Origin of the sequence: Pseudonocardia oroxyli (assembly GCF_900102195.1) — a bacterium.
GTDB classification, from domain to species: Bacteria; Actinomycetota; Actinomycetes; order Mycobacteriales; family Pseudonocardiaceae; genus Pseudonocardia; species Pseudonocardia oroxyli.
Genome location: NZ_FNBE01000013.1, coordinates 178,895 through 198,705 on the forward strand (window position 1 = coordinate 178,895; position 19,811 = coordinate 198,705).

16 protein-coding genes, 1 tRNA gene and 1 pseudogene are annotated in these 19,811 nt (G+C 73.3%); 11 read left to right on the forward strand and 7 right to left on the reverse strand.

All coding sequences use genetic code 11. The features are described 5' to 3' along the window. Positions 1-15: 15 nt before the first annotated feature. Positions 16-453 carry an Lrp/AsnC family transcriptional regulator gene (locus BLS43_RS20125; RefSeq protein ID WP_093087297.1) on the reverse strand — a complete coding sequence of 146 codons (438 nt, stop codon included), beginning with the start codon at positions 451-453 and terminating at the stop codon, positions 16-18. 109 nt (positions 454-562) lie between these two features. Between BLS43_RS20125 and BLS43_RS20130 the strand changes: the two genes are divergently transcribed. The 9 genes and pseudogenes from BLS43_RS20130 to BLS43_RS20170 all read left to right on the forward strand — a co-directional run bounded on the left by BLS43_RS20130 (position 563) and on the right by BLS43_RS20170 (position 10,065). After that, complete coding sequence (locus BLS43_RS20130; RefSeq protein ID WP_093087400.1) at positions 563-3,877, forward strand: indolepyruvate ferredoxin oxidoreductase family protein; 3,315 nt, start codon at positions 563-565, stop codon at positions 3,875-3,877. 10 nt (positions 3,878-3,887) lie between these two features. Beyond that, a pseudogene (locus BLS43_RS20135) lies at positions 3,888-4,451 on the forward strand (FAD-binding oxidoreductase); the annotation flags it as partial. A 47-nt stretch (positions 4,452-4,498) separates the two neighbouring features. Next, complete coding sequence (locus BLS43_RS32100; protein ID WP_425438559.1) at positions 4,499-4,573, forward strand: FAD-linked oxidase C-terminal domain-containing protein; 75 nt, start codon at positions 4,499-4,501, stop codon at positions 4,571-4,573. Positions 4,574-4,590: 17 nt separating this feature from the next. Further along, a complete protein-coding gene (locus BLS43_RS20145) occupies positions 4,591-5,901 on the forward strand; it encodes an MFS transporter (protein ID WP_093087302.1) in 1,311 nt (436 codons plus the stop codon). A gap of 122 nt (positions 5,902-6,023) precedes the next feature. Continuing rightward, positions 6,024-6,695: a RibD family protein gene (locus BLS43_RS20150; protein WP_237197166.1), complete on the forward strand. Its 672-nt coding sequence runs from the start codon at positions 6,024-6,026 to the stop codon at positions 6,693-6,695. 7 nt (positions 6,696-6,702) lie between these two features. Next, the gene (locus BLS43_RS20155; RefSeq protein WP_093087306.1) at positions 6,703-7,629 is read left to right on the forward strand and encodes a zinc-dependent alcohol dehydrogenase; all 927 of its coding nucleotides are present in this window, start codon (positions 6,703-6,705) and stop codon (positions 7,627-7,629) included. An 11-nt stretch (positions 7,630-7,640) separates the two neighbouring features. Next, a complete protein-coding gene (locus BLS43_RS20160; protein ID WP_093087308.1) occupies positions 7,641-8,039 on the forward strand; it encodes a 6-pyruvoyl trahydropterin synthase family protein in 399 nt (132 codons plus the stop codon). Further along, entirely contained in the window at positions 8,039-9,091 is a 1,053-nt protein-coding gene (locus BLS43_RS20165; RefSeq protein ID WP_093087311.1) for a glycosyltransferase family 4 protein, read from the forward strand. The genes BLS43_RS20160 and BLS43_RS20165 overlap by 1 nt, the downstream gene beginning before the upstream one ends. Then, the gene (locus BLS43_RS20170) at positions 9,088-10,065 is read left to right on the forward strand and encodes a lysylphosphatidylglycerol synthase transmembrane domain-containing protein (protein WP_218129909.1); all 978 of its coding nucleotides are present in this window, start codon (positions 9,088-9,090) and stop codon (positions 10,063-10,065) included. Before BLS43_RS20165 ends, BLS43_RS20170 begins: the two co-directional genes overlap by 4 nt. Here BLS43_RS20170 and BLS43_RS20175 read toward each other — a convergent pair. The 5 genes from BLS43_RS20175 to BLS43_RS30120 all read right to left on the reverse strand — a co-directional run bounded on the left by BLS43_RS20175 (position 10,008) and on the right by BLS43_RS30120 (position 17,831). After that, positions 10,008-12,305, reverse strand: coding sequence for a protein kinase domain-containing protein (locus BLS43_RS20175; RefSeq protein ID WP_176921436.1), 2,298 nt, complete (start codon positions 12,303-12,305; stop codon positions 10,008-10,010). The two genes, BLS43_RS20170 and BLS43_RS20175, sit on opposite strands and share 58 nt — an antisense overlap. A 12-nt stretch (positions 12,306-12,317) precedes the next feature. Continuing rightward, on the reverse strand, positions 12,318-16,079 hold the full coding sequence (locus BLS43_RS20180) for an FHA domain-containing protein (protein ID WP_093087318.1): 3,762 nt from the start codon (positions 16,077-16,079) through the stop codon (positions 12,318-12,320). Further along, the gene (locus BLS43_RS20185; protein WP_093087321.1) at positions 16,072-16,515 is read right to left on the reverse strand and encodes a CBS domain-containing protein; all 444 of its coding nucleotides are present in this window, start codon (positions 16,513-16,515) and stop codon (positions 16,072-16,074) included. Before BLS43_RS20185 ends, BLS43_RS20180 begins: the two co-directional genes overlap by 8 nt. Before the next feature lie 237 nt (positions 16,516-16,752). Then, on the reverse strand, positions 16,753-17,592 hold the full coding sequence (locus BLS43_RS20190) for an amino acid--tRNA ligase-related protein (protein ID WP_093087323.1): 840 nt from the start codon (positions 17,590-17,592) through the stop codon (positions 16,753-16,755). A 74-nt stretch (positions 17,593-17,666) separates the two neighbouring features. Next, positions 17,667-17,831 (reverse strand): hypothetical protein, encoded by a 165-nt coding sequence (locus tag BLS43_RS30120; protein WP_176921437.1) that lies wholly within the window; start codon positions 17,829-17,831, stop codon positions 17,667-17,669. Positions 17,832-17,973: 142 nt separating this feature from the next. Between BLS43_RS30120 and BLS43_RS20200 the strand changes: the two genes are divergently transcribed. Together BLS43_RS20200 and BLS43_RS32105 are read left to right on the forward strand one after the other, a co-directional pair. Further along, positions 17,974-18,825 (forward strand): GntR family transcriptional regulator, encoded by an 852-nt coding sequence (locus tag BLS43_RS20200; protein ID WP_093087327.1) that lies wholly within the window; start codon positions 17,974-17,976, stop codon positions 18,823-18,825. A gap of 34 nt (positions 18,826-18,859) precedes the next feature. Then, positions 18,860-19,360 (forward strand): GNAT family N-acetyltransferase, encoded by a 501-nt coding sequence (locus BLS43_RS32105; RefSeq protein WP_176921438.1) that lies wholly within the window; start codon positions 18,860-18,862, stop codon positions 19,358-19,360. A gap of 287 nt (positions 19,361-19,647) precedes the next feature. Here BLS43_RS32105 and BLS43_RS20210 read toward each other — a convergent pair. Further along, a tRNA-Leu gene (locus BLS43_RS20210) sits at positions 19,648-19,731 on the reverse strand. Positions 19,732-19,811 lie beyond the last annotated feature (80 nt).

Consider the following 19,811-nt stretch of genomic DNA (forward strand, 5'->3'; position numbering starts at 1 on the left):
ACTCCTCTGCTGCGCTCAGGTGCGGGTCCATGCTCCCAGGACGAGCAGCGTCTTGGTGCCGGCGATGGTGGCCGCGGTCCGCAGCCGGTCGATGACGTGCTGCAGGTGCGGGACGTCTCGCACCCGGACGTGCACGAGCGCGTCCGGGTCGCCCGCGATCGTGTAGACGGCCTGCACCTCGGGGACGGTGGTCGCGGTGGCGACGATGTCCGCCACCCCCGTCGAGCCCGCGTAGCGCAGCTCGGTGAACGCCTCCACCCCCCAGCCGAGCTTCGCGTGGTCCACCCGCACCGTGAACCCGGTGATCACGCCGATCTCCTGCAGCCGGTCCACCCGCCGCTTCACCGCCGCCACCGACAGCCCCACGACGCCCGCCATGTCCGAATACGTCCGCCGCCCGTCCTCCAGGAGCAGCCCGAGCAGTCGGTGATCCAGGTCATCCACGTCCGCCACGCGCAAGAGACTACGGCCGACAACGGCGTGCACGGCAAGATTTTGCGTTCTCGGGGGCACTTCCCCCGAGTCGCTTGCGCCCCGCGTCGTCGCTCGCTGCACTGTGACCATGGTGACCCTCGACGACCGCTACGCCGCGCACCGGGGCCGGGCGCTGCTGACCGGCATCCAGGCACTCGTCCGGTTGATGATCGAGCAGCGCGCCCTGGACGCCGAGCGGGGGCTGGACACCCGCGTCTTCGTGTCCGGCTACCAGGGCTCGCCGCTGGGCGGGTTGGACTCGGAGCTGCTGCGCTCGCAGCGGTTCCTCAACGGCATCGTGTTCCAGCCGGGGGTCAACGAGGAGCTCGCCGCCACCGCGGTCGCGGGGACCCAGCTGCTGGGCCAGGTGCCGGGGCGGCGGCACGACGGCGTGGTCGGGTTCTGGTACGGCAAGAACCCCGGGCTCGACCGGGCGGCGGACGCCATCCGGCACGGCAACCTCGCCGGCACCGCGACCCTCGGCGGGGCGGTGGCGATCATCGGTGACGACCCGGCGTCGAAGTCCTCGACCGTGCCGAGCTCGTGCGAGCCGATGGCACAGAGCCTGGTCATGCCGCTGCTGGCGCCGGGCACCGTCGAGGAGATCATCGGGCTGGGGCTGCACGCGGTGGCGCTGTCCCGGGCGTCCGGTCTGTGGACCGGGTTGAAGATCGTGGCGGACAACGCCGACGCCTCCGCGACGGTGGACCTCGCGCACCTGCACGACGGCATCCCGCTCCCGCCCGCGCAGGCCCGCCCGGCCGCGGCAGCACTCGTCGGGCCGTCCGCGCTCGACGCCGAGCACGACATGCTCACCCGCCGGCTCGACCTGGCCCGCCAGTACGCGCGCGAGACCGGCCTGAACCGCGCGGTCTTCGCGCCGGCGGGCGCGACCCGTGGGCTCCTCGCGAGCGGCACCGGGTTCGCGGTCCTGCAGCGTGCGCTCGACGACCTGGGCCTCGACGAGGCCGCGTGCGCGCACCTGGGCATCCGGCTGATCCGCCTCGACATGCCCTGGCCGACCGACGCCGCCGAGCTGCGCAGGCTCACCGCGGGCCTCGACGAGGTGCTGGTGGTGGAGGACAAGGTGCCGTTCCTGGAGGGGCACCTGCGCGAGGCGCTCTACCGCGTCCCGGACGCGCCGCTGGTGATCGGCCGCCGGGACGACCACGACCGCCCGTTGCTCACCGCGCGCGGTCAGCTCGGGGCCGAGGAGGTCGCGCAGGCGCTGGCCGCGCGGATCGGGGCGGACCGGCTGCCGCGCCCGCTGGTCGAGGTGCGGCGCCCGTCTCGGATCACGCTGCCGCTGGCCGCCCGCACCCCGTTCTTCTGCTCGGGCTGCCCGCACAACACCTCGACCAAGGCCGCGGACGGCACGCTGGTGGGGGTCGGGATCGGCTGCCACGCCATGATCGCGATCAACCCGGAGGGCCGCGGGACGCAGATCGGCCTGACCCAGATGGGCGGCGAGGGCACCCAGTGGCTGGGCCTGGCCCCCTTCACCGACGACCGGCACTTCGTGCAGAACCTCGGCGACGGCACGTTCCACCACTCCGGCTCGCTCGCGATCCGCGCCGCGGTCGCGGGCGGGGCGACGATGACCTACAAGCTGCTCTACAACGACGCCGTCGCGATGACCGGCGGCCAGCAGGCCGTGGGGCGGCTGTCGGTCCCGGAGATCGTGGCGCTGCTGGAGACCGAGGGCGTCCGCAAGATCGTCGTCACCACCGACGACCCCGCGAAGTACCGCGGAACCGCGCTCGACGTGCGGCACCGGGACGACTTCGCCGAGGTGGAGGACGAGCTCGCGGCGCTCGACGGGGTGACCGTGCTGATCCACGACGACCGCTGCGCCGCCGAGGAGCGCAGGCTGCGCAAGCGGGGCAAGCTCCCCACGCCGGCCGAGAAGGTCGTGGTCAACGAGCGGGTGTGCGAGGGCTGCGGGGACTGCGGGGACCAGTCGACGTGCCTGTCGGTGCAGCCCGTCGCGACGGAGTTCGGCCGCAAGACCCGCATCCACCAGTCGTCCTGCAACTCCGACCTGTCCTGCCTGAAGGGCGACTGCCCGTCGTTCCTGCTGGTGGAGCCGGGCACGGTCGTGCGGACCCCGCCGGAGCTGCCGGTCGCCCTCGTCGAGCCCGAGCCGCGGTTCGACGGCGACGAGACCCTGGTCCGCATGCCCGGCATCGGCGGGACGGGCGTGGTCACCGCCTCGCAGATCCTGCAGATGGCCGCACACCTGGACGGGCTGTTCGCGGCGGGGCTGGAGCAGGTCGGGCTGGCGCAGAAGGGCGGCCCGGTCGTCTCGGACGTCCGGATCGCGAAGCAGCCGGTCCGCGGCGCGGTGCGGGCCTCGCGCGGCACCGCGGACGTGCTGCTCGGGTTCGACGTGCTCGGCGCGGCCGCGGCGGCGAACCTCGCCGTGGTCCGGCCCGAGCACACCGTGGCGGTGCTGAACACCGCGGTCGTGCCGACCGCCGCCATGGTTCGGGGCGGGGTGCTGGACACGGCCGACGACGCCGTCGCCCGCATCGCCGGCGCCACCGCGAGCGTGGTGGCGGTGGACGCGCAGGCCGTGGCCGAGACCCTGTTCGGCGACCACATGCCCACCAACATGGTGCTGCTCGGCGCCGCCTACCAGGCAGGCTGCCTGCCGGTGTCCGCCGGAGCCCTGGAAGAGGTGATCCGGCTCAACGGGGCGTCGGTCGAGAAGACCCTGACCGCGTTCCGGTGGGGTCGCGCCGCGGTACTCGACGCCGCGGCCGTGCGCGCGGACCTGCACCCGCAGCCCGGCACCGGCCCGGCGGAGACCCTCGACGAGGTCCTCGCGGTCCGCGTCGAGGACCTCACCGGCTTCCAGGACGCCGCGCTGGCCGCGCGCTACGCGGAGGAGGTCCGCCGCGTCGCGTCGATGGCAGGCGAGCGGGTCGGTGCCGCCTACGCCCGAGGCCTGCACAAGCTGCTGGCCTACAAGGACGAGTACGAGGTCGCCCGCCTGCACCTGGACCCGGCGGAGAAGGCCCGGCGGGACGCCGAGTTCGGGGCGGACGCGAGAGTCTCGGTCCTGCTGCACCCGCCCGTCCTGCGGGCCCTGGGGATGAAGAACAAGATGCGGCTCTCCGGGCGCACCGCCGAGCTGGCCTTCCGCGGGCTGCGGGCGGCGAAGGGCCTGCGCGGCACCGCCTTCGACGTCTTCGGCTACGCCGGGGTCCGCCGCGTCGAGCGGGAGCTGGTGGGGGAGTACCAGGCGCTGGTCCGCGAGGCGCTGTCCCGCACCGCCGACGAGGACGCCCTCGTCGAGATCGCGGAGCTGGCCGACCTGGTGCGGGGCTACGAGGACATCAAGCTCGCCAACGTGGAGCGGTTCCGGGCCGAGGTCGACCTGCGGCTGCGCCGCCTGTGAGTGGTAAGTGGTGCTCTGGCACCACTTCCCACTCACGAGCGCCGGAGGCGCTCTACCATCCGCGGGTGGACCTTCCCGAGCGAGCGGCGAGCGTGCTCGACGCGCTGGACCTGCCCGCGGGCCGGGTGCTCACCGGGCGTGCTACGCGCACGCGGTGCCGGTCGTCGCCCGCGGGGCGGGGACCGGGCTGTCCGGCGGCGCGAACGCCGTCGACGGGTGCGTCGTGCTCGCCCTGGACCGCATGGACCGGGTCCTGGAGATCGACCCGCTCGAGCGGCTGGCCGTCGTCCAGCCGGGCGTGGTGAACGACGACCTGCGCGCCGCCGCCGCGAAGGAGGGTCTCTGGTACCCGCCGGACCCGGCCAGCTCGCCGTGGTCGACGATCGGCGGGAACGTCGCCACCAACGCGGGCGGGCTGTGTTGTGTGGAGTACGTGCTCGGCCTGCAGGTCGTGACCGGCACCGGCGAGCTCGTCCGGCTCGGTCGCCGCACGGCGAAGGGTGTCGCGGGCTACGACCTGGCCGGGCTGATGGTGGGCTCCGAGGGCACGCTGGGGATCGTCACCGAGGTCACCGCGGGCTGCTGAAGCGGGCGGGGCTCGCGGCGGAGCTGAGCCCGGCGGTGCTGGCCCTGCACCGCTCCGTCAAGCAGGCTCTCGACCCGCGGGGCATCCTCAACCCCGGCAAGGCCTTCTAGCGACAAGGGGAGCTCCCATGTCCTCCGACACCGACGTCGGCCGGGACGAGCAGCTGGTCCGCTCGGGTGTGCGCCGGGCCGGGCGGCGGCTCATCCCGCTGTTGATCGTGCTGTACTTCGTCAACTACCTGGACCGGGTCAACATCGGGTTCGCGGGCCCGAACGGCATGAACGACGAGCTCGGGCTCTCGGCCACGATGTTCGGGGTCGCGGCGGGCGTGTTCTTCATCGGGTACCTGCTCCTCGAAGTGCCGAGCAACCTGCTGCTGCACCGCTTCGGGGCCCGGCGGTGGATCGCGCGCATCCTCGTGACCTGGGGGATCGTGGCCACGATCATGGCGTTCACCCCGAACGCGACCGTGCTGATCGTGCTGCGGTTCCTGCTCGGGGTGGCGGAGGCGGGCTTCTTCCCCGGCATCATCCTGTACCTGACGTACTGGTTCCCGGCCGGGCAGCGCGCCCGGATGACCGCCTGGTTCATGACGGCCGTCCCGATCTCCACCGCGCTCGGCGCCGTCGTGTCCTCGCTGATCATCGAGCACGGCCACGGGCTGTGGGGGCTGTCCGGCTGGCGGGTGATGTTCCTGGTGGAGGGGATCCCCGCGATCCTGCTGGCCGTGGTCGTGTGGTTCGCGCTGACCGACCGCCCGGCTGCGGCGAGGTGGATGCCCGCCGACGAACGAGACGCCCTGGAGCGGGCCGTCGCGGCCGAGGGCGCGCAGGTCTCGGAGGAGGGGCCGAAGTCCGTCCTCGGCGCGCTCAAGAGCCCGCGGGTGCTGGCGCTGAGCTGGGTGTACTTCGGCATCGTCTACGGCCTGTACGCCCTGGGCTTCTTCCTCCCGACGATCGTGAAGAACTTCGCGGTGCAGTACGGCACCCGGTTCACGACGGTGCAGCAGGGGCTCATCACGGCGATCCCCTACGCCGTCGGGCTCGTCGCGATGATCCTCTGGACCCGGCGCGCCGCGAACCCGACGATCCGGGTCGCCGTCCCCGCGCTGGTCGGCGGCCTGTCCATCCCGGTCGCGCTGTACATGGCGAACCCGTGGCTGGCGGTCGTCGCCGTGACGGTCTGCGGCGGCGGGGTGCTCGCCGCGCTGCCCGGGTTCTGGTCGCTGCCGACGGCGTACCTGACCGGTGCCGCGGCCGCGGCCGGGATCGGGTTGATCAACTCGCTGGGCAACCTGTCCGGGTTCGTGGCGCCCTACGTCACCGGCGCGTTGTCGGACGCGACCGGCAGCAACCGCACCGGCCTGTGGGTGGTGGGGGTCGTCATGGTCTCCGCGGCGGTGGTGACCTGGGCGCTGCGCGCGCGGGCCCGGACCTGAGATCCGACGGATGGATGCGGCGGCCACGTTCGCCGCCGTTCGGGATCTCGGCTGCTGGGCCGAACGGCGGAGCCGAGACCCGGCCGTGGTGTCGGCGGTGGCGCAGGGGGCACCATCGACCCGTGCGCCCGTATGTGATCGCCTCGGCGGCCGTCTCACTCGACGGGTACATCGACGACGTCGCCGACGCCCGGCTCCTGCTGTCCGACGACGAGGACCTCGACCGCGTGGACGAGGTCCGCGCCTGGTCGGACGCCCTGTTGGTCGGGGCGGGCACCATCCGGGCCGACGATCCCCGGCTGCTCGTCCGCTCCGCGGAGCGGCGGGCGGCGCGGGTCGCCGCGGGCAGGCCCGCGTCGCCGGCGAAGGTCACGCTGACCCGCTGCGGCAAGGTCGACCCGCACGCGCGGTTCTTCACCGCGGGGGACACCGCCCGGTACGTCTACACCTGTGACGCGCAGGTGGCGCGGCTGCAGCGCACCCTCACCGGCGCCACCGTGGTCGGCGCGGGCGACCCGCTGACCGTCGAGCGGCTGCTCCACGACCTGCACGAGCGCGGGATCGAGCGGCTCATGGTGGAGGGCGGCGGCGCCGTGCACACCCTGTTCCTCGCGGCGGGCGTGGTCGACGAGCTGCACGTGGTCTACGCGCCCTTCTTCGTGGGACAGCCGAAGGCGCCCCGCTTCGTCAACGCCGCGGCGTTCCCCCAGGGGCCCGGGAACCGGATGACGCTGGGTAAGTCCCGACAGATCGGGGACCTGATGTTCCTGCAGTACTTCCCCCGGTCGTCGTGAGAGCGCTGTGAGGGCACTCTGGACCACCCCGGGCGCGGCCGCCCTGGTCGAGGGCCCGGACCCGGTGCCGGGACCGGGCGAGGTGCTCGTCCGGACGCTGCACTCCGGGATCAGCCGCGGGACCGAGGCGCTGGTCTTCCGGGGCGGGGTCCCGGCCACGCAGGCCGCGGAGATGCGGGCGCCGTTCCAGGAGGGCGAGTTCCCGGGGCCGGTGAAGTACGGGTACCTCAACGTCGGGCGCACGGCGGCGGGTGAGGTGGTGTTCTGCCTGTACCCCCACCAGGACGTCTACGCGGTGCCCCCGTCCGCGCTGGTGCCCGTGCCCGACGACGTGCCGGCGGCGCGCGCGGTGCTCGCCGGGACCGTCGAGACGGCGGTCAACGCCCTGTGGGACGCGGGCCCGCGGGTGGGGGACCGGATCGCCGTGGTGGGGGCGGGGATGGTCGGCTGCTGCGTCGCGGCGCTGCTCTCGGACATCCCGGGGGTGCGCGTGCAGGTGGTGGACCCGCGGGACCGGTCCGCGGTGCTCGCGCCGTGGGGGGTGTCCTGTGTGGACGATCCTGCGGAGGACTGCGACCTGGTGTTCCACACGTCGGGCACCTCGGCCGGGCTGCAGCGGTCCCTGGACCTGCTCGGTGTGGAGGGCTCGGTGATCGAGCTGTCCTGGTACGGGGACGCGCCGGTGTCGGTGCAGCTGGGCGGCGCCTTCCACCCGCGGCGGCTGACCGTGCGGTCCTCGCAGGTCGGGATGGTCGCGGGGGCGCGGCGGGCCCGGTGGGGCTACGCCGACCGGATGGCACTCGCCCTGCGGCTGCTCGCCGACCCGCGGTTCGACGCGGTGATCACGGACGCGGTGCCGTTCTCCGCCCTGGCCGAGCGCCTGCCGGGAATCCTGGGTGAACCGTCCGGCCTCTGCGTCCGTGTGGACTACTGAAAGGGGCTCACATGTTCGGGATCACGGTGCGCGACCACATGATGGTCGCCCACAGCTTCACCGGTGCGGTCTTCGGGCCCGCCCAGCGCCTGCACGGTGCGACGTTCGTGGTGGACGCGACCTTCCGCCGCCCCGAGCTCGACGCCGACGACCTGGTCGTGGACATCGGGCTCGCGTCGGAGGCGCTCAAGGCCGTGCTGGCCGAGCTGACCTACCGCAACCTCGACGACCTCCCCGAGTTCGCGGGGCGCAACACCTCCACCGAGTTCCTGGCGCAGGTCGTCGCCGACCGGCTGGCGGGGCGGATCGCCGCAGACGAGCTGGGCCCCGGTGCCAGCGGGCTCACCGCCCTCGAGGTGACGCTGCACGAGTCGCACGTCGCCTGGGCCACCTACACCCGCCCGCTGTGATGCGCGCGGTCCTCCCCGCGGACGTCGACGACCCCCGCCGCCCGAGCGGCGGAAACGTCTACGACCGCCGGATCCTCACCGCGCTCGCGGGACCCGACGCGGCGGTGGCGCCGGGTTCCGCGAGTCTGGGGGGTCTCGCGGCCCCCGGCGCCCCCTACCCTGTCGCGGAGGTCCTCGCCGCGGGAGCGTGGCCGCATCCCGCCCCCGCCGACCTCACCGCGCTCGCCGCGGCGCTCGCGGCGGTCCCCGCCGGCGAGACGGTCCTGCTCGACGGGCTGGTGGCCTGCGCCGCGCCCACCGTCGTCGTGCCGGAGGCGGGGCGGTTGCGGCTGGTCGTGCTGGTGCACCTGCCGCTCGGCGACGAGGCGGGCGCCCACCCGGCGCTCGAGTCCCGGGAGCGGGCGGTGCTGCACGCGGCCGCCGCGGTCGTCGCGACGAGCGCGTGGTCGGCGGTGCGGCTGCGCGCGGTGCACGGGCTCGCCGACGTCGCGGTCGTCCGGCCGGGCGTCGACCCGGCCCCCGTCGCGCCGGGCTCGGGCGGCGGGGCCCTGCTCTGCGTCGGCTCTCTGACCCCGACCAAGGGGCAGGACGTGCTGCTCGCGGCCCTCGACCGGCTCGCCGACACCGCCTGGACCTGCCGGCTCGTGGGCTCGCCGGACCGGGCGCCGGAGTTCGCCGCCGCGCTGGCGCGCCATCCGCGGGTCGCCCTCGTCGGGCCGCTCACCGGGGCCGCGCTCGACGCGGAGTTCGCCGCCGCCGACCTGCTGGTCCAGCCGTCGCGCCGCGAGTCCTACGGCATGGTGGCCACCGAGGCCCTGGCCCGCGGCCTCCCGGTCGTCGCGTCGGACGTCGGCGGGGTGCGCGAGGCGGTCGGCGACGCGGCGCTGCTCGTCCCGGCGGAGGATCCCGCCGCTCTGGCCGCGGCGCTGCGCCGCGTCCTCGCCGATCCGGCCCCGCTGCGCCGCGCCGCCCTCGCCCGACGCACGGGCCTGCGCACCTGGCCGCAGGCCGCGCGGGAGCTGCACACGATCCTGGTGGGAGTCGCCGCATGACCATGACCGAGCGCCGGTCCCGGTCCGGCACGAAACGTGTCCTCACCCATCCCCGCACCCGCACCGTGGCGGCGCTGGTGCTGCTGGGGGTCGTGGTGTGGCGGCTCGGGGCCGGGCCGTTCGTGGACGGCCTGCGCGCGGTGGACCTCCCCGCGGTCGCCGCGGCACTGGCGATCGGCGCGGCGACCACGGTGTGCGGGGCGTGGCGGTGGGCCCTGGTCTCGCGCAGGCTCGGGATGCCGATGCGGCTGCGCCCCGCGGTCGCCGACTGCTACCAGGCGCTCTTCCTCAACACCGTGCTCCCGGCGGGCGTGCTCGGGGACGTCGGGCGGGCGGTGGCGCACGGTCGTGCCACCGGAGACGTCGGGCGCTCCGCCCGCGCCGTCATGATCGAGAAGTCCGCGGGCCAGATCGTGCTGGTGCTGGTCGGTGCCGCGGTGCTGGCCGTCGAGCCCGCGGTCCTGCAGGTGCTCCACATCCCGTGGGCCCTCGTCCTGGGGGCCGCGGGACTCGCGGTGGGCCTGGTCCTCGCCGTCCGCCGGGTCCGGTCGGCGCTGGGCACCCTCCTGCGCGACGCCGTGCGCGGGACGTCCCCGGCCGTGCTCGGCCTCTCCCTGCTCGCGCTGGTCGGGTACCTCGGCCTGTTCCTGGTCGCCGCGCGCGCCGTGGGGGTGTCCGCGCCGACCGTCGAGGTGCTGCCGCTGCTGGTCCTGGCGCTGTTCGTGATGGGTCTGCCGGTCACCGTCGGCGGGTTCGGCCCGCGCGAGGCCACCGCCGCCCTGGCCTTCGGCGCGGTCGGCCTGGGCGCGGCCCAGGGCCTGAGCGCCGCGGTGGTCTACGGCGTGCTCACCATGGTGAGCACGCTCCCGGGCGCGCTGGTCCTGCTGGGCAGGCGGATCGGGCTAGCGGGGAGGACTCAGGTGGCGCTCGCGTCGAGCACCATGACCTCCCCGGCCCCCAGCAGCGTGACGTAGGCCTGCCGCCCGTTCGGCAGCATCGACACGCTGGTCGGCGACGGTGCCGGGATGGTCGCGGTGATCTGGTTCGTGGCGGTGTCGATCACCGAGACGGAGTTGCCGTCGACGTTCGCGGTGTAGAGGTAGTGCCCGTCCGCGGTGTAGGCGATGTCCTGCGGCTTCTTGCCCACCGGCACGGTCGCGACGACCGCGTTCGTGGCGGTGTCGATCACCGAGACGGTGCTGCTGTCGAAGTTGACCACCGACACGCGGGAGCCGTCCGGCGACAGCGCCGTGGCGTGCGGGCTGGTCCCGACCGGAATGGTGGTGCGGACGGTGTTCGTGGCCACGTCCAGCACGGAGACCACGTTGGACTCGTGGTTGGCCGTGTAGAGCGTCTTGCCGTCCTTGCTGAACACCACCCAGTGCGGGTTCGGCGGCACGGTGATCTCCTGGACCACCGTGTCCGTGGTCGTGTCGATCAGGTCCAGCTTGCCGTCGTCGTGGCTGGGGACGTAGAGCAGCTTCCCGTCCTGTGTCGTCGCCGACGCGAACGGCCGCTTGCCCACCGGGATGGTGGTCAGCAGCGTGTTCGACGACGTGTCCAGCACGCCGATCAGGTTCACCGTCTTCTCGGTGTTGTAGATGCTCACGTAGGCCCGCGAGCCGTCCGGTGAGAACGACACGAACTGCGGCGGACCGGCCGGGATCGGGATCGTGGCGGTGACCTGGTTGATCTTGGTGTCCAGCACCGTGACGACGCCCGCGTCCCGGTTGGCGATGTAGGCGAACCGGCCGTTCGGCGCCACCTCCAGGTACCCGGGGGTGGGGCCGACGGGGATCGTGCCGTTCACCGTCGGGACGGCGATGGCCGTCGCGACCTGCGGGGCGGCCTGCTCCGCGGCCGGCACGGCGGCGTTCTGCGCCACGGTCGGGACCGGGCCGGTCGGTGCGGCCGCGTCGTGGTCGTGGGTGGCGGCGGCCGGCGTGCCGGGCCGCACCAGCACGAAGACCAGCACGGCGGCCAGGGCGGCGGCGAGCACGGACGCACCGACGGCCACCCAGGTCCGCCCGCGCCCGGACTTGGGGGCGGAGAGCGGCGGCGGGGGCGTCCCCGCCCCGATCACCACGGTGCGGTCGCCGTCGTCGGTGGGCGGTGGCTCCGCGCCCGCGGGCGGGGGCGGGACCTCGCCCAGCGTGATCCGGGTGGTGGCGTCCGGGTCCGCGGGCGCGGCGACGGGCTCGTCCGCGACGGGCTCCTCCACCACCGGCGGTTCGGGAACGGCTGGTACGGCAGGCAGGGGTGGCTCGGCCACCGGCGTGGCGGTGCGCAGGTCCGCGGGCGGCGCGGCGAGCACCGACTGCACGGTGCGGTCCAGCGGCCGCGCGGGTGCGGCGGGCGCCGCCCCGCTCTGCAGCGCCACCTTGGCCGCCGCCGCGAGGGCCGTGGGGGTGGGGAACCGGCCGTCCAGGGACTTCGCCATGCCGCGGGTCACGACGTCGTCGAGCGCGGCGGGCAGCCCGGCCTGCGCCTCGCTCGGTCGCGGCGGGTCGGTGTAGAGGTGGTTGAACATCAGCGACGGCAGGTCCTCGCCGGGGAACGGGCCGGTCGCGGTGAGGCACTCGTAGAGCAGGCAGGCCAGCGAGTAGACGTCCGTGCGGCCGTCGATCGTCTGGTTGGTGAAGCGCTCCGGCGCCATGTAGTCGAGCGTCCCGACGGTCACTCCGGTGATCGTCACCGAGGTGCGCGCGGTCCCGACGGTGCGGGCGATCCCGAAGTCGACGACGTACACGAACCCGCCGGGGGTCACCAGCACGTTCGACGGCTTGATGTCCCGGTGCACCAGCCCGTCCGCGTGCGCCGCCTCGAGCGCCTCGGCGACCTGGGTGATCACCGCGACGGCCTCCTCGGGGGCGAGCGGGCCGGTGCGTTCGAGCATGGTCCGCAGGTTCTCGCCGTCGACCAGGCGCATGTCGATGAACAGCCGGCCGTCGAGCTCGCCGTAGTCGTGGATCGGGATGACGTGCGGCTCCCGCAGCCGCGCCGCGACGTGCGACTCCCGCCGGAAGCGCCGGAGGAACTCGGGGTCCTTGGCCAGCCCCTCCGGCAGCAGCTTGAGTGCCACCATCCGGTCCCGCCGGGTGTCGAACGCGCGGTAGACCTCGCCCATCCCGCCGACCCCGAGGAGCTCCTCCAGCCGGTAGTGCCCGATCTGCTGCAACGCCGCCTCCCCCGCCTCGCCGGTTCCTCGGTGCAACGGGCCCCGGCGTTAACGATCGAGCGCGCCGCCGTGTCCGGGCAGCCCGCCGTCTTCGGGCACGGGGGCGTCCGCGACGTCCGGCAGCCCCTCCGACACCACGATCCCCAGCTCGGCCAACCCCGTGGCCAGCCGGGCGTAGTAACCGGTCACGGCCGTGAAGGCGGCCTCGACGGCGGCCACCAGCCGGGCTCCCGCCGCCTCCCGGACGGCCTCCTCGTGCTCTTCGAACGCGAGGATCCCGTCCCGCAGGGCGAGCGTGATCTCCGACAGCAGCCGGACGTCCTCGGCCGCGAGCAGCCGGCACGCGGGAACCAGCGCGCTCGGCGCCCGCCCGCCCCGCTCCACCTGCCCGACCAGGTCCTTGAGGTGGGCGGCGACCCCGCGCACCTGCCGGTACCCCGCCGTCTCGGCCAGCGCGGCCAGGGTCCGGTCCGCCGTGCGCAGGTCCACGTCGTCCGCGCAGTACCCGGCGGTGAGCCGCCACAGGGTGCGCAGGTCGTCGTCGAGCAGGCCGTCGAGGTAGCTGACCAGGAAGCGGCGGTGCCCCTCGACGAGGAACTGGGCCTTGTAGGGGGTGAGCTCGCCGGGATCGTCCGGCCCGGTGGCCGCCCGGTCCGCGAACCCGACGTCCGCGACCAGCGCGTTCTGCATGCCGACGACCAGGTAGATCGTGCGCACCCACGTCGTGAACAGGTCGTCCAGCGAGAGGAACCGCAGCCCCTCCGCCGTGGGCACCACACCCCAGCGGCCGCCGAAGCGCAGCCTGCGCAGGGTGCCGATCTCGTACATGCCGAGCTGGGCGTCGATCTCGGCGTGCGCGTGGTGCAGCACGCGCTGGTAGGCGTCCGTGCCGTCGAGCCCGCAGTTGTTGAGCACGATGTGCGGCCCGCCCACGTGCAGGTGGACGAACTCGGTCATGTCATAGACCTTGCCGCTCACCGCCATCCACGGCGCCGCGGCGGTGGCGGGATGGCGGACCAGCTCCGAGACCTCCAGCATCCGACCCTGCTGGGCGTGCCCGCCGTAGGTGGTGAAGACGTCCAGCTGCAGCCGGTCCTCCGCGACCAGCCCGCGCACGAACTCGTCCGGATCGGTGCGCGGCCGCGCGACCTCCTTGAGCGCCTCGATCACCGAGACCGCGAAGTCGGTGCGCCCGCACACGTAGACCCGGGCGGTGCGCAGCAGGTCCCAGGGGTCGTGCGCGGCGATGAGATCCGGCACCCGGGCCCGGGTGCCGGCGGACGGCGTGTGGGCCGTGCCGTCGAACGTGAGCGTCGCGTCCTCGCGGGACAGGGCGGTGTGCAGGGTGAACCCGCCGCGGGCGGCGGCCGCGTCGAAGTCCGCCAGGTCGAGGTCGCCCGCCGTGCGCGCGCCCACGTACAGGACCGCGGGCCGCTCCTCGCGGGCCGCGACGAGCCCGTGGAACGGCGCGACCCCGGAGCCCGCGGCGAACATCAGCAGGGGGGTGTCCGGGTCGTCGGGCAGCCGGAACCGCGGCGCGGGCACGATCCGCAACGACAGCCGCTTGTTGCGGTGGCGGGGGTCGGTGGCCATGCGCCGCAGGAAGTGCGAGGCCGTGCCGCGGCGCTCCCGGGCGGTGGAGAACGCGGAGCGGGCGGAGGTGTAGCCCAGGCCGCGGACCACCAGCGACAGCGTCTCGGCGGGCTCGCCGGGCTTCGTGGCGCCGGCCAGCGAGTACAGCCGGAAGGTCTCCGGCGGCACGAGCGCCGCCAGCGACTCCTCGACGTGCCCCGCCCACAGCCGCGTGACGTCGAACCCGCCCGCGTGCAGCAGGTTCAGCACGTCCCACAGCTCCCACTGGTCCTCCATCCGGGCGTCGACGACCCGGCCCAGCGCCCCGGACGCCGACAGCGCGAGCAGGCGCTTCGCCACCGGTCGGTCCATCGGCCGGATCCGGGCGAAGCGCAGCAGCGTGCGCAGCGGCAGGACGTCGACGTCGTCGGAGAACCCGGCCCGCAGCCGGACCGCCTGCCGCCACCGCTCGGTGAGCGGGACGAGCTCGTCCCCGGTGGCCTGCAGCGCCCGCAGCGTCCGCTCGACCAGGTCGTCGTCGTTCTCGGGCAGGACGCCCAGCCGGTCTCCGGGCAGGTGGTACACGCCCTGCCCGCTGACGTCGAGCTGCAGGTGGCAGGTCCAGCCGCCGCCCTCGGCGTCCGCCAGGAGCCGGCCGCGCACCGGCCTGCCGAACACCACCGGCCTGCCCACGGGGGGCCTGCGCTCCTCGCGGACCAGGGCGAGCTCGCCGTCCACGGCGTCCCAGGTGCGGTCCTTGAACAGCCCGGTGAAGCGGGCCCCGGTGGTGACTTGCCTGCCCACCTTGAACGCGACCTCGAGGAACCCGTACGCCTTGATCCGGTGCAGGCCCATCCAGCCGCGGTCGCCGAGGTAGGCGTCGAGCACCGCGTTGTACAGCCCGCGCAGGTCCGCGCGGCCGCGCTGCTCCACGAAGGTCCGCACCGAGACCTCGCGCAGCGCCGCGACGAACTCGGTCCAGTGCCGCGGGAAGTGGCCGGCGAGGTAGGTGCTCTGCCGACCGACGAGCGAGCCGTACTCGGCGCGCTCGAGGAACGCGTCGATCGCGTGGACGTGCGGCTGCGCCGTGCCGCTGGGGCTGGGGGCGCCGTCGACGACCGGCACCCCGGCCGTCCCGACGGTCTTCGCCCAGACCACCTGGTCGAGGAAGTGCCTGCCGCGCGGGTTGGGGTCCAGCTGCGGGTAGATCACCTGGGTGGCGGCCCGCAGGCCGTCGAGCACGCGGAGCAGGGCCTCGCCGACCTCGGTCTCGTCCTCGCGCAGCACGGCGTCCTGGGCGTCGACCATCGCCGCCAGCACCGGGGTGAGGCTCATCGCGAACTCGGTCGTGACCAGGTAGAAGATGCGTTCGGCGCCGTTGCCCCAGTTCGGGACGAGCAGCTCCATGTTGTCCAGCGCCCGCGGCCCGGCCGGGTCCCGCAGCCGCCAGTTGTAGAGGAAGAGGTCGGTGTAGGACATCGACGGCAGCTCTTTGCCCAGCCGCGTCGACACGGCCGTCCACGGCCGCAGCACCGCGGGCGGGAGCGCGCTCGGCGGGTCGGTCGTCAGGTACTGGTAGGCGTGCGCGAACGTGCCGAGGATCGTCGAGGCGCGGTACAGCGCGTCGTCGGGCAGCGCGTCGGGGGAGGTGTCCAGCTCGGGCAGGTTCTCCAGGACGCGGCGCAGGTGCAGGCCGCCGTAGCGGCGGGGGAGCTCGGCCGCCACCTCGTCCCAGGCGGCGTGGCTCTCCGGCAGGGACAGCAGCGGCGGCGCGGCGGGCAGCAGGCCGAACTCGGTGGAGAGGAACCCGTCGAGCTCGTGGCCCTGCACCCGGTTGGTCCGCTCCGCGGTGGCGACGACGACCCGGGCCGGCGACACCGTCGGCCGGGCCGGGGCGGGGGCGGTGCCGACGAACGTCACCGCGTCCCGCTGTGCCCCCGGGGCCCGCCACCGCAGCTCGAAGCGCCCGAGCCGCAGGACGTCCGTCGGCCCCACGACGTGCCGGGTGACCACCTCGTCGTTGACCCGGGTGCCGTTGGAGCTGCCGAGGTCGGTGACCACGACCTCGCCCTCGACCAGCTCCAGCCGGGCGTGGCTGCGGGACACCTCGGGGTCCGGCAGGGTCAGCGTGCCCGCGCCGTCCTGTCTGCCCAGCACCACGGGCAGCAGCAGGGTCCGCTCGGCCGTGCGCCCGCCGACGAGATCCGTGATCGCGACGAGGATCCGGACGTCAGGCATGGTAGAGGACCGCCCGGCAGACGTCCGCGCGCGAGACCGTGCCCAGCAGCGTCCCGTCGACGACCACCGGGATCCGGCGCATCCCCCGGTCCAGCAGCGCCACCGCGACCTTGGCGAGCGGATCGTCCGGGCCCACCGTGACCGCCTCCCGGCGGACCAGCGGGTCGATCGGGCGGTCCGCCACCTCGCGCCCCCGCTCGGCGAACACCCGGAACGCGTCCGCCATCGTGGCGCCCGCGGCGAGCACCCCGTCCAGGTCGGGGACCAGGGCCCGGATCAGGTCGTCCTCGGCGAGCTGCCCGACGAACCGGTCGTCCGCGTCGAGCACCATGAGGTGACCCACCTCGGACACGCTGAGCAGCTCCGCGGCCCGGCGGACGTCCGCTCCGGTGCGGATGACGGCGGGGAAGGCGGACATCACGTCGCGGACGAGCACGGTCTGTTCTCGCCGGGGACGGGCGGGGTGTTAGCCGTGCTCCCGGGGGAGTGCCGACCCGACCCGAACGACGCGCTCGAACAAACTCGCGGCCTGCGATCAGAAGCCTGGTAGCCAGGCTGTCGAGCCTCATGAACAATCCGCGGGGCGAAGTATCGAGAGCACGCCGAGCCTACTGATCGCCGCGGAGTACGCCCGCTCGGTCATCCCCGCGGACGTCGCCGAACCGCGATCCGATCAGACTCGCCAGTGGGGAAGAACGACGTCCCTCAGATCGCGCTGCCGGAGCAGCCACGCCACTAGGCGTTCCACTCCGATCCCGAAACCACTCGACGGGGGTGGCGTCGCTGACGGGCTCTGCCCTGCCCGGCGCCAGAGGTCGGCGGCCGTGCCCGGATCGCGATGCCCGCCGGACAGCACCTCGCCGAACCCGTCGGGCAAGAGCAGCTCGAACGTTTCAGACAGGTGCGTGCCCGGGACAGCGCTGTTGACCACGAAGAACGGGTTCTGAGGAAGGTGGAGCACCCAAGTCGCGACGGCGGGGTCGACTGTCTCGGCGAGCCATTTGTCGTAGGTGTCATGGGTGGGGGGCACAGCGAGATCCAGCAGGTCGAGGGTGGCGACGGTGCCCAGGTCTCGCCCGCAGAACTGCGCGCTGATCTCGCCGAGAAGGGCGAGTGCAGTGTCACGGGCGGCAGCGGCGTCAGCCCCCTGCAGTTCGACTTCGATCTGGTGGAAGGTGTGCAGCGCCGAAGTCGCCGAGCGCTCGGGTGGTTCTCGGCGGTAGCAGGGCGCGACGCAGTAGACGGAGCCGATCAGGCCGCACGCGACTTGCTTTTGGAGCGTGTTCGACGCGGGCAGCAGCAGGTCCGGTTCCTCGGCGCCGCCGACGAAGTAGGACCGCTCGGGGACGAACTCGAAGCTTGATGCCAGCGGTGCGGGTGGCACCTCCGTGACCTGGGCTGTCCACATGAACGAACGAAGGGCGGAGTGCACGGTCGCATACGCCGCATACAGCGACGACGCGTCGGGCGCAGGAGCAGTCGCAGGGCTGCCGTAAAGCCTCGCCGTCGTCACCGACGAACTCAATCACGGGTGGGGCCTCATGCGAAGGAAGCCGCGCCGACATGTCAACCGTCGGGGTCGGCCGGTCATCCTTCGTCGTCGGAAGGTCTGTCGTCGTCCCAGCGACGGCGACGCTCCGCCGCGATCATCCGCCACACAGCGCGTTGCCGCGCCTCCATGAGGCCCACGGTGATGCCCACGGAGACGAGGGCTACGACTCCGCCACCGACCACCAGCACGATCCAGTCCATCGCCATCTCCCCGGTCGCGGACACCGCCGCAGCAGACCGTGAACATCAACACGTATGACATGTTTGATATGTATAAGTTCACCATGCTGGCAGCGGTAGGGCAAGGTTGCCGACGGAAGGCTCGAGCCGGGCGGAGGCGGAGATGGCGAGGGACAGCGAGTCGGTATACCAACAGATCGCGAGCGACATCGCTGAGCGCATCGAGAACGGAGAGCTCAAGGACGGGGCACGCCTTCCGACGGGGGTGGAGCTCGAGAGGGCCTACAAGGTCTCGCGGCAGGTCGTTCAGAACGCGTTGAACCTGCTGCACCACGAGGGCTACCTGGACTCGAGGAGCTCTCGCGGCACCTTTGTCGTCAGGCGCCCCCGGCTCGTGCTGCCGATGTACGCGTTCGAGCAGGAGGAGCGTCCGGTCGACGCCTTCGCCGCCGTGGTGGAGGAGGCCGGATACCGCTCGCGCACCGAGATTCGGGTCGAGTACGTCCGTTCTGATCCGGAGGTGGCGATGCTGCTCCAGCGTCCCTCCGGTGATCTCGTCCTCGTCCGCAGGCGCATCCGCTACGTCGACGACGTGCCTTACGCGCTGTCCGACTCCTACTTCCCCCACGAGATGGTCAAGGACTCGCGAATCGCAGATCCTGCTGACATCACCCGAGGTGGACGGCACGTGCTCGCTGACCTCGGGCTCGGTCTCGCGTCGTACCGCGACTCGATCGTGGTGCGTCGCCCGACGCGGGACGAGGTTCGACAGCTCGAGATAGCGCCGGGCTGCGCCGTGATGGCGCATACTCGTGTCAGCAGGACCTCGGAGGGCACGCCCGTCCGGGTCCTGGTCTCGATTCTCCCGTCAGACCGGTGGGAGATCACCTACGAAGATCTGGGGGGCGTCGTTGGCCCGACACCGGATTCGGGCCGCGCGCCAGGCCGACCTCCCGTTGATCATGGGCCTGTTCGAGGCTCGGGTCCGCTGGATCCGCCGTCATCACAGCAGTGACCAGTGGAGTTCGGTCGGGCGATGGCACGGCAGGATGGCCGGGAACATCCGGGTGGGGGCAACCCACGTTCTCTGTCGGGACGGGATCGACGAGGAGGTTGTCGGCACGATCACCGTCAGCCGGGCGGGCGACCCGCAGTTCTGGCCGAGCCCGGGGTCGTCGCTCTACCTAGCGAAGCTCGCCACCGACCCGCGCTGCGCGGGGAACGGGTATGGCTCGCTCCTCTTGGACTGGTCGGTGGATCAGGCGGCGCGGCTCGGTCTGCGCGATGTCCGGCTTGACGCCTGGAAGACGTCACCAGGCCTGCATCGCTACTACCGCATGCATGGCTGGCGCTACATCGGGACAGTCCACGCGCCCGCCCGGGACTCAGGGGCGCTGTTCTGTCGACCCGCGAGGCTCCTTGACCTGCGGCACCGGTTGGCCGAGCCCGTGTCCCCGACTGGGGGCATGCCGTCCGCGAACGACGTCCATCTGGTCAGTGACGACGCCATGGAACCCCGAGGCGGAATCACACCTCAAGTCAGCGCTTGAATCCGTGTGCGAGGCTTGAACCCTTACTTCCTGCTCGGGAACTGGCATCTTGAGCCAGCGCGGTTGTCATCCAGGTTCTGGCCGGGTGTCGTCAAGGTCGGTGTGGTCACGTTCTCGACGACTCGGGGCGCGGCGACCACCGCCGCCCGCCGCGACCGCGCCTCGGCGAATCCGGCCGGAGCGCGGCGGCACCACGGGGACAGCCGTGGCCGTGGGGAGGGAATGCCCAGCAGCCCGGAGAACGGGCTGGGGATGCACGGGATCGACCCCTGTGATTCGTGCGTGTGTGTCCGAGGGGGGACTTGAACCCCCACCCCCTACTCGGGGACTAGCACCTCAAGCTAGCGCGTCTGCCATTCCGCCACTCGGACCTCACCGGGCGCTGCCCGGTGCGACGGGGAAAGCATAGCGGAGCGGTTCGGGGGGGCCTGCAGGTGGTAGGAACATGGTC